At 71.4% G+C, this 13,261-nt stretch carries 12 protein-coding genes; 3 read left to right on the forward strand and 9 right to left on the reverse strand.

Annotation, left to right across the window (positions count from 1 at the left end; translation table 11 throughout):
* Positions 1–116: 116 nt before the first annotated feature.
* From ACFYQA_RS22035 to ACFYQA_RS22050, 4 genes are all read right to left on the reverse strand, one after another.
* The gene (locus ACFYQA_RS22035) at positions 117–800 is read right to left on the reverse strand and encodes an ABC transporter ATP-binding protein (RefSeq protein ID WP_388920321.1); all 684 of its coding nucleotides are present in this window, start codon (positions 798–800) and stop codon (positions 117–119) included.
* Positions 801–839: 39 nt separating this feature from the next.
* Complete coding sequence (locus ACFYQA_RS22040) at positions 840–2,303, reverse strand: ABC transporter permease (RefSeq protein ID WP_388920324.1); 1,464 nt, start codon at positions 2,301–2,303, stop codon at positions 840–842.
* 174 nt (positions 2,304–2,477) lie between these two features.
* Positions 2,478–3,731, reverse strand: coding sequence for an Ig-like domain-containing protein (locus ACFYQA_RS22045; protein ID WP_388920327.1), 1,254 nt, complete (start codon positions 3,729–3,731; stop codon positions 2,478–2,480).
* 333 nt (positions 3,732–4,064) lie between these two features.
* Positions 4,065–4,523, reverse strand: a complete 459-nt coding sequence (locus ACFYQA_RS22050) for a hypothetical protein (protein WP_388920330.1) — start codon at positions 4,521–4,523, stop codon at positions 4,065–4,067.
* 108 nt (positions 4,524–4,631) lie between these two features.
* Between ACFYQA_RS22050 and ACFYQA_RS22055 the strand changes: the two genes are divergently transcribed.
* Positions 4,632–4,970: an LAETG motif-containing sortase-dependent surface protein gene (locus tag ACFYQA_RS22055; RefSeq protein ID WP_388920333.1), complete on the forward strand. Its 339-nt coding sequence runs from the start codon at positions 4,632–4,634 to the stop codon at positions 4,968–4,970.
* A 58-nt stretch (positions 4,971–5,028) separates the two neighbouring features.
* On the opposite strand, the gene hutH is transcribed toward ACFYQA_RS22055, so the two are convergent.
* The 3 genes from hutH to ACFYQA_RS22070 form a co-directional block, all read right to left on the reverse strand.
* Positions 5,029–6,654: a histidine ammonia-lyase gene (gene hutH, locus ACFYQA_RS22060; protein ID WP_388920336.1), complete on the reverse strand. Its 1,626-nt coding sequence runs from the start codon at positions 6,652–6,654 to the stop codon at positions 5,029–5,031.
* 133 nt (positions 6,655–6,787) lie between these two features.
* A complete protein-coding gene (locus tag ACFYQA_RS22065; RefSeq protein ID WP_388920338.1) occupies positions 6,788–7,939 on the reverse strand; it encodes a diguanylate cyclase domain-containing protein in 1,152 nt (383 codons plus the stop codon).
* Positions 7,940–8,132: 193 nt separating this feature from the next.
* On the reverse strand, positions 8,133–8,933 hold the full coding sequence (locus ACFYQA_RS22070; protein WP_388920341.1) for an enoyl-CoA hydratase/isomerase family protein: 801 nt from the start codon (positions 8,931–8,933) through the stop codon (positions 8,133–8,135).
* A 213-nt stretch (positions 8,934–9,146) separates the two neighbouring features.
* Here ACFYQA_RS22070 and ACFYQA_RS22075 point away from each other — a divergent pair, with 213 nt between their 5' ends.
* Positions 9,147–9,848: a hypothetical protein gene (locus ACFYQA_RS22075; protein WP_388920344.1), complete on the forward strand. Its 702-nt coding sequence runs from the start codon at positions 9,147–9,149 to the stop codon at positions 9,846–9,848.
* Positions 9,849–9,882: 34 nt separating this feature from the next.
* On the opposite strand, the gene ACFYQA_RS22080 is transcribed toward ACFYQA_RS22075, so the two are convergent.
* Both ACFYQA_RS22080 and ACFYQA_RS22085 read right to left on the reverse strand, forming a co-directional pair.
* On the reverse strand, positions 9,883–11,043 hold the full coding sequence (locus ACFYQA_RS22080; protein WP_388920347.1) for an adenylate/guanylate cyclase domain-containing protein: 1,161 nt from the start codon (positions 11,041–11,043) through the stop codon (positions 9,883–9,885).
* 211 nt (positions 11,044–11,254) lie between these two features.
* Complete coding sequence (locus ACFYQA_RS22085; RefSeq protein ID WP_388920350.1) at positions 11,255–12,151, reverse strand: biotin--[acetyl-CoA-carboxylase] ligase; 897 nt, start codon at positions 12,149–12,151, stop codon at positions 11,255–11,257.
* 204 nt (positions 12,152–12,355) lie between these two features.
* On the opposite strand from ACFYQA_RS22085, the gene ACFYQA_RS22090 reads away from it, so the two are divergent.
* A partial coding sequence (locus tag ACFYQA_RS22090) for an acyl-CoA carboxylase subunit beta (RefSeq protein ID WP_388920353.1) occupies positions 12,356–13,261 on the forward strand: 906 nt, incomplete at its 3' end.

Consider the following 13,261-nt stretch of genomic DNA (forward strand, 5'->3'; position numbering starts at 1 on the left):
AGGACGGTGACGGGCGGCCACACGCTCCCGGCCGCGGGGCTCATACCCCGGACCGGGAGCGGGCGTCGTTCCCCGTGCATTCCGCGTACGTCCACGCTGCTGCGCGGCGGTGGCGGTCAGGCGCCCGGGTTCTCCTTGACCGTGATGCGGCCCTTGCGGATGGTCGCCACGCGCGGGGCCTGCTTCGCCAGGGTCGAGTCGTGGGTGACCATGACGAAGGTGAGCCCGAGTTCCTTCCACATCCGGATCAGGACCTCCATGACCTCGTCGCGCATCGACTCGTCGAGGTTTCCGGTGGGTTCGTCGGCGAGCAGCACCTTCGGCTCCTTCACCAGCGCCCGCGCGATGGCCACCCGCTGCTGCTGGCCGCCGGACATCTCGGCGGGCAGGTGCCCGAGCCGCTCGCCGAGTCCGACCGCGGCCAGCGCCTCGGCCGCCTTCTCACGCCGCTCCTTCGTCCTCACCCCGAGCGGGACCAGCGCGGTCTCGACGTTCTCCTGTGCGGTGAGGGTCGGGATCAGGTTGAAGGACTGGAAGACGAAGCCGATGCTCTCGCTGCGCACCCGGGTGAGCCGGGCCTCGGGCAGCCTGGCCAGGTCGGTGCCGTCGAGAAGGATCTCGCCGGAGCTGGGACGGTCAAGTCCGCCGAGCATCTGCAGCAGGGTGGACTTGCCGCCGCCGGTGGGGCCCTGGATGACGAGCCGGTCGCCGTCGGGGATCGTCAGGTCGACGCCGTCGAGGGCGTGAACGGTTTCCTTGCCCCGGGGGTAGCGCCGGGTGACGCCTTTGAGTTCGTACATGGCTCAACTCCTGGATTGCGTACGAGGATGGGGGCGGCGCTACGCGACGCGGCGCAGCGCGTCCGCCGGGCGGAGGCGGGAGGCACGCCAGCCGCCGAAGGCGCCGGCGACGAGACCGCCGGCCACCGCGAGGCCGACCGCGAGGGCGACGGTGGTGAGGCCGACCGGTGCGGTGAGAGCGACCTCGAGGGTCTTGGCGGCCGTTTCCTGTCCGGGGCCACCGCCGCCGGGGCCGCCGATACCACCGGGACCGCCCGTGCCGCCGCTGCCGAGTTCGGCCTGCAGGGTGGGGCTGATCGCGGTGACGGCGTACGCGCCCGCCAGGCCGAGCGCGATGCCGAGGACGCCGCCGATCAGGCCGTGCACGACCGCCTCGCCGACGACCTGTCCGGTCACCCGGCCCGACGTCCAGCCCAGCGCCTTCAGGGTGCCGAACTCGCGCACCCGGCGGGACACCGCCGAGGAGGTGAGGAGCCCGGCGACGAGGAACGCGGCCACGAGCACCGTGACGGACAGCCACTTGCCCACACCGGTGGCGAGGGAGGAGGCGGTGGACAGCGAGCCGGAGACGGTGTCCGCGAGGTCGGCGGAGGTGGTGACGGTCGTCCCCGAAACGTTCTTCCGGATCGCGGACTTGACGCTGTCGATCTGTTGTGAGTCCGTCGCGCGAACGTAGATCGTGGTGACCTTGTCCTTGGCGTCGGCGAGGGTCTGGGCCTGCTTCAGCGGGAGGTAGAGGTCGGCGGCGGCGTCTCCGCTCTCGGCGGTGGCAATGCCGATGATCTTGAATTCGGTGCCCTTGACCGTGACGGTGTCACCGGTCTCGAGTTCCTTCTCCTTGGCGTGGGCGGAGTCGACGACGGCCACCTTCGCGCCGGTCTCGCTCGCCTTGAAGGTACGGCCGTCGGTGATCCTGGAGGAGGTCAGCGGGCCGAGCTCCGGCTCGGTGACGTCGGTGCCGTAGACGGAGTAGCTGTTGACGTCGAAGTCGGCGCCGCCGCCCTGGACCCGGCCGCCCTCCGGCGGCTCGGCCCCGCCGGGCCCGCCCTGCCCGCCGCCCTGTCCGTCCTGCTGGAATTGGCCGCGGGTGAACTCGCCGCTGACCTTGACGACCTGGAGGCTCAGCCCGCCCACGGCGTCGGCGACACCGCTCTGCTCGCCGACCTTGTCCACGGTCGAGCCGGCGAGGCTCTGGAAGCCCTGCACCATGACGCGGTCGGTGCTCTGCTCCTCGCCGGAGTCCTCGTCCCGGGCGTCGAAGCTGAAGCGTGGCCGCTCCGGGCGTTCTCCGCCCTCTTCGGACGACTCCATGGCCTTGGTGACCGTCATGTCGGTGCCCAGTCCGTACAACGACTGCAGGACCTTCTCCTGCGCCTTGCCCATCCCGGAGGACACGGAGCTGACGACGATGACCAGCGCGATGCCGAGTGCGAGACCGGAGGCGACGACGAGGGCCACTTTTCTGCGGCGGCGCAGTTCGCGCCTCAGGTAGGTGAAGTACATGAGGGCAAGCTAGGGACGCCTCGTGATGAAGTGTTGAGCCCGGGATAAGAGACGCATGAGAAGAGGACCGGGCCGTCGGAACGGACCGATGCCGCCGCCCGCCCGGGAAGGGCGGACGGCGGCATCGGTCGGATGGGGCGAGCAGTGGTACCGGGTCGTGCCGGGCGGCCGGTGTCAGACCGCCGAGCCCGCCTTCCACTGGGCCCAGTCCATGTTCCAGCCGTTGAGGCCGTTGTCCGGGGCGATGGTCTTGTCGCCGGTGTTCTTCACGACGACGACGTCACCCACGATCGAGTTGTCGTAGAACCAGGCGCCCGGCGTGTTCGGGTCGTTGGCGCCCTGGGTGTCGGCCAGACCCACGCAGCCGTGGCTGGTGTTGGCGCTGCCGAAGATGGACTTGGCGCCCCAGTAGTTGCCGTGGAGGAAGGTGCCGGAGGTGCTCAGGCGCATGGCGTGGGGCACGTCCTTGATGTCGTACTCGCCCTTGCCGTCGTCATCGGTGAAGCCGACCGTCGCACCGTCCATCCGGGTCTCCTTGAACTTCTCGGAGATCACCATCTGACCCTCGTACGTCTTGTACTCGGGCGACCCGGCGGAGATCGGGATCGTCCGGACGGTCTTGCCGTCCTGAGTGACCTTCATCTGCTTGGTCTCGGCGTCGACGGTCGAGACCTGGTTGCGGCCGATCTTGAAGGTGACCGTCTTCTGCTGGACGCCGAAGACGCCCTCGGCACCCTCGACCCCGTCGAGCGCCAGCTTCAGGGTGACGGTGGAGTTCTCCTGCCAGTAGTCCTCGGGACGGCAGTCCATGCGGTTGGCGTTGAACCAGTGGCAGGCGACCTCCTGGCCGCTGCTGCTGGAGACGGTGATGCCCTTCTGGACCTCGGCCTTGTTGGCGATCGCCTTGTCGAAGTTGATCGACACCGGCATGCCGACGCCCACGGTCGAGCCGTCGTCCGGGGTGAAGTTGCCTATGAAGCTGTTGTCCGGGGAGACCGTGGTGAACGAGGCGTTCTCGTGGGCGGCGCGTCCCTCGGAGTCCTCGGCGGTGGCCGTCAGCTTGTAGGCGGTGGCGCGCTCCAGCTGAACAGTGGGCTTCCAGCTCTTCTTGTCCGCGGCGATCTCACCCTCGACGGCGGTGCCGTCGGAGGTCGTCATCGTGACCTCGGTGAGCGTGCCCTTGGTCACGGCGACCGCGGCGGAGTTGTTGATGGAGGCGTTGGTCGAGCCGCCCTTCGGCGTGATCTTGATCTGGGCTTCGGAGGTCTTCTTGGCCGCCGCCTCGTCGACCTGGGCCTGCGATGTGCCCTTGCCGCCCCCACCGGAACCGGCGTCCTCACCGCCGCCGGAACACGCCGAGAGCACCATCACTCCACCGAGCAGAGCGGACGCAGCCATCAGACCCCTGCGCCGCTTACCGTCCGTCATCACACACTTCTCCATCGTCGCCGCTTCCCCGAACCCCGCGGGCCCCCGCACCCGAAGCTGAGAGTCCCCGTCAAACACTTCAACGCTACGACCGGTAGATCCCGTTCCATATGGGCCGCGAATGTGGGGCTCACCACGTCCGTCGCGGCCGGGCAAGGGGTTGTTCGGCCCGTGCGTCACCTGAGACGTCACAGCCCGGGCGACGGTTGCCGCCCGGGGTCACGATTTCCCCAAACCGTGCCGGTCAGTCACCTCCGCTCGACGCAACCCGCCCTCCATGCCACTGATTTGAGCGTATTGCACCATATTCAACACTTCATCACCATTGAGGGATTAATGTGCAATGCCGACTTTGACCCGTTTGTCGCTTTCGCTCGAAACATCACTCGTGTCATCATCTGATGCCTCATCGGGTCCGTTCCCGTAGAACTCGCCACCGTCCCCGTCGAGGCCCTCGTCGCCGTCCCCGTCGAGGTCCTCGCCGAGGTCCTCGTCGAGGTCCCACTCGGGCGAGTCCGGGTCATAGTCGATGCGCTCACTGCTCCACGATGCCTGCTGGAGTTCCACCCCCGGCACGTCGCCGACCAGACCGAACGGGTCGACGAGGTACGCGAGCGCCTCGGCCGTGTCAGCGGCCACCGCGTCCCGAGCAGGCACCCGCTCCTCCGCGGACAGGTCGTCGTCGTCCGCGACCCTGGCCAGCGCGGCGCCGATCACGGCGTCCACGTCATCGACCTCGAGAACGAGGTCCACCCGAAGCCGTACAAATCGCGATGTCTCTGGAGTACTCATGCCCGGAGCGTACGGCTCCCGCTCCCGTGACTTTCCCGTGACCCGCGATTTTCACTAACATCAGTCCACACGGCCAATTCGCCAGCGCCACAAGGGGATCGATATTCCGTGTCATCCGCTCTCCGCCCGTTGCTGACCGCCACCGCCGCAGGCACCCTCCTGTGCGCCCTGTGGTTCGTCCCGTCCGCCAACGCGACCTCGGACACCCCGGCTGAAGGGGGCACTCCGGCAAGCCCGTCTCCGCAGGTCACAGAGCAGGCGAGGGTCATCTCCAGTACCTCGACCAGCACTTCGACCGCGTCGTACGCCGGCACCGCCGGTGAGGTCCGGCTCGCCGACACCGGCAGCTTCAACAGCACGCCGTACGTCGCCGGCGGCACCGCCTGCCTCACCCTCGGCGCGGGCTTCGTCGTCTACTCGATACGCCGGGAGCGCCTCGACTTTTAACTCGCTTGACGTTGCCTTGAGATGACCTTGACCGTGATCCCCGGGCGGCCCCGGCACGTCACCGCAGCGGGCCTGTGATCTTTTCCACCGCCGTCAGCAACCGTCCGTCCCGTACGAACGCCTCCGCCGCGGCGAGGTCGGGCGCGAGATGACGGTCCGGGCCGGGCCCGCCCACACCGGCCTGTCGCGCGGCCTCGACGACGGCCCGGGTCGCGGGTGCCGGAGTGAGCCCCTCGCGCAGTTCCACCGCGCGCGCGGCGGTGTACAACTCGACGGCGAGGACCCTGGTGAGGCTGTCGACCGAGGTACGCAGCTTGCGCGCGGCCGACCAGCCCATCGAGACGTGGTCCTCCTGCATCGCGGAGGACGGGATCGAGTCCGCCGACGCCGGTACGGCCAGCCGCTTCAACTCGCTCACCAGCGCGGCCTGCGTGTACTGAGCGATCATCAGACCGGAGTCGACACCGGGATCGTCGGCGAGGAACGGCGGCAGCCCGTGGCTGCGATTCTTGTCCAGCAGCCGGTCGGTACGGCGCTCGGCGATGGAGCCGAGATCGGCGACGGCGATGGCGAGGAAGTCCAGCACATAGGCCACCGGGGCACCGTGGAAGTTGCCGTTGGACTCCACCCGCCCGCCCTCGGAGCCGAACGCCCCCGAACCCGTGTCGCCGGGCAGCACCACCGGATTGTCGATGGCAGCGGCGAGTTCGCGCTCGGCGACCAGCCGGGCGTGCGCGATCGTGTCCCGTCCGGCGCCCGCCACCTGCGGGGCGCAGCGCACCGAGTAGGCGTCCTGGACGCGGGGGGCGTCGTCCTGGTGATGCCCCGTCATCCCCGAACCGGTGAGCACGGCCAGCATGTTGGCGGCGCTGGCGGCCTGGCCCGGGTGGGGGCGGATGGCGTGGAGTTCGGGGGCGAGCACCTTGTCGGTGCCGAGCAGTGCCTCCAGGCTCATCGCGGCCGTGACGTCGGCGGACCGGTAGAGGGTGTCGAGGTCGGCGAGGGCCATGATCAGCATGCCGAGCATGCCGTCGGTGCCGTTGAGGAGGGCGAGTCCTTCCTTCTCGCGCAGTTCGACGGGCCGGATCCCGTGCTCGGCGAGCAGGTCGCCGGCGGGCCGCAGTGCCCCGTCGGGCCCCTCGGCCTCCCCCTCCCCCATCAGGGTGAGCGCGCAGTGGGACAGCGGAGCCAGATCGCCGGAACAGCCTAGGGAACCGTACTCGTGCACCACGGGGGTGATCCCGGCGTTCAGCACGTCGGCGATCGCCTGCGCGACCTCGGGACGTACGCCGGTGTGCCCGGAGCAGAGGGTCTTCAGCCGCAGGAACATCAGGGCGCGGACGACCTCGCGCTCGACGTGGGGCCCCATGCCCGCGGCGTGCGAGCGGACGATGTTGCGCTGCAACCGGGCACGCAGCTCGGGGCCGATGTGCCGGGTCGCCAGGGCGCCGAAGCCGGTGCTCACCCCGTACACGGGGTTCGGCTCGGCGGCCAGGGCGTCCACGATCCTGCGGGACGCGGCGAGGGCGGTCAGCGCCTCGCCGGAGAGCTCGATGCGGGCACCGCCGCGCGCCACGGCGAGCACGTCGGACACGGTCACTCCGGACGCCCGTCCGTCACCCACCACCACCCTTTCAAGGCCGCGCTTCACGTCTTCCCCGTTCACCACGGTGTGCATATCCATATTCAGGAGCGTACGCAGTGAATTCAATGATGTCATCACCGGGAACCGCGGTCACCCCTTACCGACACGCCCGCCCCCCTGTCACCGATACGCCCGCCCTCCAGGCGAACGACGGGCGCATATCGGACAGGCCCTACGGCGAGTGCCGCCCCCGGAACCGGCGCCGCTCCCCGTCCGGCCTCCCTACCGGCTCGTCCACCAGGCTCACGACCGGGTCACCCGGGCCCTCTCGCCCGGCGACGACGGGACGGGACGCCCGCTCGGCCTTCGCGCGGTACTGCGCCGCGTCGGCCAGCCGGAGGAGCCGCCGGGCGGAGCGCACCGGCCCGATGTCGTCCCCGGTGGAGGCCACACCGCAGGCCACACCGTCCCCGATCTCCAACTCCACGGCGCGACGGCAGACTTCGTCGGCCGCCTTGACGGCCTCGTCGGCGGACGGCCCCACCGCCAGCAGACAGAACTCGTCCCCGCCCAGCCGCGCCGCCAGGGCACCGGGCAGCCTGGCCCCGCACAGGGACAGCACGGTCCCGAACCGCTCGAGGAGCCGGTCGCCGACGGCATGCCCCAGCGTGTCGTTGACCCGCTTGAGCCCGTTCAGATCACACACGACGAGGCTGACGACGGCTCCGTCCCGGCGGTGCCGCTCGATCGCCTCGTCGAGCCGCACGTCCACGGCCCGGCGGTTGGCCAGCCCGGTGAGCGCGTCCGTGTACGCGAGCCGCCGCGCCTCCTCCAACCGCTCTGTCTGCGCGATCCCGGCGGCGACGACGGCGGCCAGCACCGTCGCGAAGTCGGCGTCACCCCGCGCGAAGACGGGGGCACCGACCGGCCGGGCCACATACAGCTCGCCCCACGCCCGCCCGTGCAGCACGATCGGGGCGACCACGCAGCAGCCGCGCCCCCTCCGGCGCAGGGCCGCCACCCTCTGGTGGGTGTAGCCGGGTTGCCCCTCCGTCGGCCCCCGGGCGGTCTCCACCCAGGCGTCCGGCTCGCCGCCACCGGCCGCCCACCGCTCATGCAGGAATTCGGCGATCTCGGCGAACTGGTGCACGGGGTAGGCCTCGTCGTCCGGGAACTCCTCCTCACCCTCGGCCAGCTCACCGACGTTGACCAGGACCCGCAGCCGCCCCAGCTCGCGCTCCCACACCGACAGTGCGGCAAAACCCCCACCGAGCGCCCGGCGGGCCCCGTGGGCCGCGGCCCGCCAGACCTCCCGCGAACTGTGCGCGGCGGCCATGCCCTGTGCCAGCGCCACCACCGCCGCCAGCCGGCTGTCCTCACCCATCCCTCCAGGCTAAGGACATTCAGCGTGAACAGGGGTATTTAATGAGCAAACGGGAAGCATCACCATGCCCCGGACCTCGCCGCCCCGCCCCTCCTGCCTCTCCTCCCGCTCCTGCCTCTCCTGCCGCTCCCTCCCGGACCGGCGACGCTCCACTCGGTGGCGGGTGCCCCGCTCTCGCGGCCCGGCGCCGCTTCTATTCTCCCGGCCAGTTCGGCCTGCGCTTCTCGTTGAAGGCGGCGACGCCCTCCGCACGGTCGCCCGAGAACGCCACCGACCGCCAGGCGGCGTCCTCCACCTCGAGGCCGGCGGGCAGGTCCAGCCCCTGCCCGAGCCTCAGCGCCCGCTTGGCCGCCCGCAGCCCCACCGGCGAGTTGGCGGCGATCCGGGCGGCCAGGGCCAGCGCCTCCTCCCGGTCCCGGCCCGTCTCCACCAGTTCGTCGACGAGTCCCAGCTCCCGGGCCTCGTCGGCCTCCACCCGGCGCGCCGTGAAGATCAGTTCGGCGGCCCGCGCCGCGCCCACCCGTCTGGGCAGCAGCTGGGTACCGCCGCCGCCCGGAATCACCCCGACGGAAACCTCGGGCAGCCCCACCACGGCCGTACGGTCGGCGACGATCACATCGCAGGACAGGGCCAGTTCGAATCCGCCGCCGAGCGCGAACCCGTGCACCGCCGCCACCGTCGGCACCGGCAACTCCAGCACGCCGGTGTAGGCCCCGCGCGCCACCGGCCGCTGGCGCACCAGATCGGCGTCGCTGAAGGAACTGCGCTCCTTCAGATCGGCCCCCACGCAGAAGGCCCTCTCGTGCGACGAGGTCAGCACCACCACCCGTACGGCCGGGTCCTTCCCCAGCGCCGCGCAGGCTCCGGCGAGGGACCGGGCCATCCCGGTCGAGACGGCGTTCATGGCCTTGGGCCGGTCGAGGACGAGCTCCGCGACATGCCCTTGCTCATGCCGCCGCACCAGCACGAACTCCCCGAACCGTTCCTCACTCACGACAGCCTCCGGTTAACGCTGGCTAACATCCGTCGTCCCGATCATCGCAGTCGAACACCCCCCGGCAAAAGGGCGCACGTCCAGTTCCCTCATCACCCCCCGTCCACCCGTTCGAGTGACATTCCGGCCACTCGGGTCCGGTCCCGTACGGGAAGGCCTAGCGTGCGATGCACCGCGGCGCGTGGGGGCGCGTACGCAGGGGGAGGAATCATCATGCCGACGAACACGCCGACCAGAACGACCGAAGCGGCCGAACCGCGGTCCACCGGGCCGGAGACGGCCGAGGGCGCGCCGGTACACACCGGATTCGGCCTCTTCAGCGCGCGCATCCGGGGCCGCCACCGCAAACCCCGCCCCCGGAAACTCCTGCTGGCCGGCGGCGGGCTGGCGCTGACCGCGGGCGCCCTGAGCCTCGTACGCCTGGCGTCCGGCCCGGGGCCCGCGGACATCGGCGCGGGGACCGGCCCCCACCCGGTCGTCCCGGACCCCTCGACCGCCACGAGCCCCGGCACGGGCGGCACGGGCGGCGCCACTGCTCCGGCCGTCCCGGCCCCGAGGGCCGGTCCCTCCTCGCCCACCGCCCTGGGCGGTCAGAGCGCGCCGCTGCTCACCCCGGCCACCCCGGGCAGCAACGCCGCCCCGACCGCCGTGACCTCGCCCCCCACCACTCCGGGCGTCCCGAGCACCCCGGACACGCCAGGGGCCCCGAAGCCGCCGGCCCCCACCGGCGCCCCGCCGGACGGCCCCACTCCCCCGCCGACGCCTCCGGACCGCACACCGCCGCGGCCTCGGCCCCCGGACCGGCAGACCCCGCCCCCACCGCCGGACCGGCCGGGCGAACCGGACGACGACCCCGTCCTCTGCGTACCGATCATCGGCCTGTGCGTGGGCGGCGGACCCCATCTCAAGGGCTGACCCCCCAAGGTCAGTCGGAGAACTCCCGGAACCTCTAGGGATTGTCCCGGCGCGTGAGCAGCCACGGCTCCACCACGCCCAGACCGCGCACGGGCCGTTGCCACATCGGCTGCAGCCCGAAGCGGTACGTCGGCGGCTCCTCGCCCTCCTTCTCCGCCGTGGCCGCCGCCTCGGCAGCGGCGGCCTCGGAGGCGGGCGCGTCACCGGTGCGGATCAGTTCCTCGGCGAAGGCCGTGTCCACGAGTACGGCGTCCCGAGGAGCTATCGAGGTGAGCCGGGAGGCCAGGTTCACCGTCGTACCGAAGACATCGCCCATCCGGGTGGTGACGGTGCCGAAGGCCATGCCGACCCGGAGCTCCGGCATCGTCTCGTCGTTCGCCATGGTCTCGATCAGCCGCAGGGCGATCTCCGCGGCCGTCCCCGCGTCGTCGGCGGCGTAGAGCACCTCGTCACCAAGGGTCTTGATGAGCCGCCCGCCGCGCGCGGCCACCAGGTCGGCGGCGGTCGTCTCGAAGGCCTCGACGAGTTCGCCGAGCTCCTCCTCCTCCATCCGCCGGGTCAGCCGCGTGAACCCGACGAGGTCGGCGAACGCGACGGCGAGCCGCCGGTCCACCATCTCCTCGTCGTCGGCGGCCTGGAGCACCCGCCCGGCCGAGGCGGCGAGCTGCCGCCGCCAGACGTAGACGAGGAACTCCTCCAGCTCGGGCAGGAGCAGCTCGATGATGGGATACGTGACCTCGGTGCGGGTCATGCCCAGCTCGGGCGGCTCGGTCAGCCCTTCCAGGAAGGAGTCGATCTGCCACTCGGCCAGTCGCGCGGTGGTCTGTCCCGTGGACCGCGCCACCTGCACGGCCATGGCCTCGCTCAGCAGCCCCGCCTCCACCAGACCGGCCAGTCGGCGCAGCGCCAGGACGTCGGCCTCGGTGAACGCCTTGGCCTGTCCGACGTCGGCGAACCCCATGGCCCGCCAGAAGCGCGTGGCCAGTTCCACCGTGACGCTGGCGCTGCGGGCCGCCTGGAAGGGGGTGTAACGGCGCTCGGCACCCAGGATGAGCTGTTCAAGACGCAGAGCGAGCGGGTCCTCGCCGTTGTCGGGGGGACGGGAGTCGTCCCCCCGCTCGCGCGAGGCCGAGGGTGGCGGAGGCTCCGCGCGGCCCTGCGCTTCCGTTCCGGAGCCCGAGTCGTCGACGGTCACGCGTTGCTGCCCTTCCGATCTGCCACGGCCATGTCTCGACCGGCCTCAACTCTACGGCAGGTGTGCCCCAGCTCACTCCGTTCGGTCGCGCCGACGGGAGGCACGACCGGCGCACCCGGCATCGGGGTACCCACCGTACGCATCCGCACCCGTGCCCGCGTGCGCCCCTCACCCGCCCCCCGGGTCAACAGGGTCTACGGGACGACGGGGCCTACGGGACGACAGGGCGTATGTGCACGATGTCGCCCGCCCCCACCGGTTCCTGGACCCCCTCCTCCGTGGCCAGCACCAGGCGCCCGTCCCCGTCGACGGCGACCGCCTCGCCCACCAGCACCCGGTCGCCCGGCAGCTCGGCCCGCACCGCCCGCCCGAGGGTCGCGCACCCCGCCGTGTACGTCTCCTGCAGGCCGCTCGCGGCCGGGTCACCGCCTGCCGTCCGCCAGCGCCCGTACCAGTCCTCCAGCGACCGCAGCACGCCCCGCAGCAGGGGGTCCCGGTCCGTGGTCACCGCGCCCGCCAGTGCCAGGGACCCGGCGGTGGGCACCGGCAGTTCGTCGGCGCGCAGGCTGACATTGACGCCGACGCCGATCACCACCCCGTCGCCCCCGGCCCGCTCCGCGAGGATTCCGGCGGCCTTGCGCTCCTCGCCGCCGACGGTGACGAGGAGGTCGTTGGGCCACTTCAGGGCCGTGTCGACGCCCGCCGTCCGGGACAGTCCGGTGGCCACCGCGACGCCGGTGAGCAGGGGCAGCCAGCCCCAGCGGGCCACCGGCACCTCGGCGGGCCTGAGCAGGACGGAGAAGAAGAGGCCGGAGCGGGCCGGGGCCGTCCACTGCCGGTCCAGGCGGCCCCGCGCGGCGGTCTGCTCCTCCGCGACGAGCACGGACCCCTCGTCGGCCGTCCCCTTCCCGGCACGGGCCACCAGATCGGAGTTGGTGGAGCCGGTGCGCTGCACCACGTCGATCTGCCGCCACAGCCCGCCGTCGCGCACCAGGCCTCTGCGCAGACCGGCGGTGTTCAGCGGCGGGCGGTCGAGGTCGGTCCAGCGTCCCGAGGCCGGCGGGCGGGCCGGGCCGGTCGGGTCATCGTCATCCGGTGGCTTCGTCATGCCGCCAGCCTAGGTACGACATCCTCCGTCCCGCAGCGGGGACGGATCAGGAGAACAGATCATCGGGGCGGGCCCGAGTCCGTTACCCGATCTGTGAAGGGGAAAGCGGTGTGGGAAACACCGCACTGCCGATCCGCAGGGCCCCCACTACGCTACGGATGAGTAACCGTCCCCCCTTTTGAGCAGGCAGGGAGCCGTATCCCGATGTCCGAGCCGGAAGTGCAGCAGCCCGATATTCGTACGACCGCGGGCAAGCTCGCGGACCTCCAGCGGCGCATTCACGAGGCGACGAACGCCGGTTCGGAGCGTGCCGTGGAGAAGCAGCACGCCAAGGGCAAACTGACGGCCCGTGAGCGGATCGATCTGCTGCTCGACGAGGGGTCGTTCGCCGAGCTGGACGAGTTCGCCCGGCACCGTTCCACCAGCTTCGGACTGGAGGACAACCGTCCCTACGGCGACGGCGTCGTCACCGGGTACGGCACGGTCGACGGCCGTCCGGTCGCCGTGTTCTCGCAGGACTTCACGGTCTTCGGCGGGGCGCTGGGCGAGGTGTACGGGCAGAAGATCGTCAAGGTCATGGACTTCGCCCTGAAGACCGGCTGCCCGGTCATCGGGATCAACGACTCCGGCGGCGCCCGGATCCAGGAGGGCGTGGCCTCGCTGGGCGCCTACGGCGAGATCTTCCGCCGCAACACCCACGCCTCCGGGGTGATCCCGCAGATCAGCCTGGTCGTCGGCCCGTGCGCGGGCGGCGCGGTCTACTCCCCCGCGATCACCGACTTCACGGTCATGGTCGACCAGACCTCGCACATGTTCATCACCGGCCCGGACGTCATCAAGACGGTCACCGGCGAGGACGTCGGCTTCGAGGAGCTGGGCGGCGCCCGCACCCACAACACCGCCTCGGGCGTGGCCCACCACCTGGCCGGGGACGAGAAGGACGCCATCGAGTACGTCAGGCAGCTGCTGGCCTACCTGCCGTCCAACAACCTCTGCGACCCCCCGGCGTACCCGCAGGAGGCGGACCTCACCGTCACCGACGAGGACCGCGAGCTGGACGGAATCGTCCCGGACAGCGCGAACCAGCCCTACGACATGCACACGGTGCTC

The sequence above is a fragment of the Streptomyces sp. NPDC005774 genome, assembly GCF_042871645.1.
Lineage (GTDB): Bacteria > Actinomycetota > Actinomycetes > Streptomycetales > Streptomycetaceae > Streptomyces > Streptomyces pratens.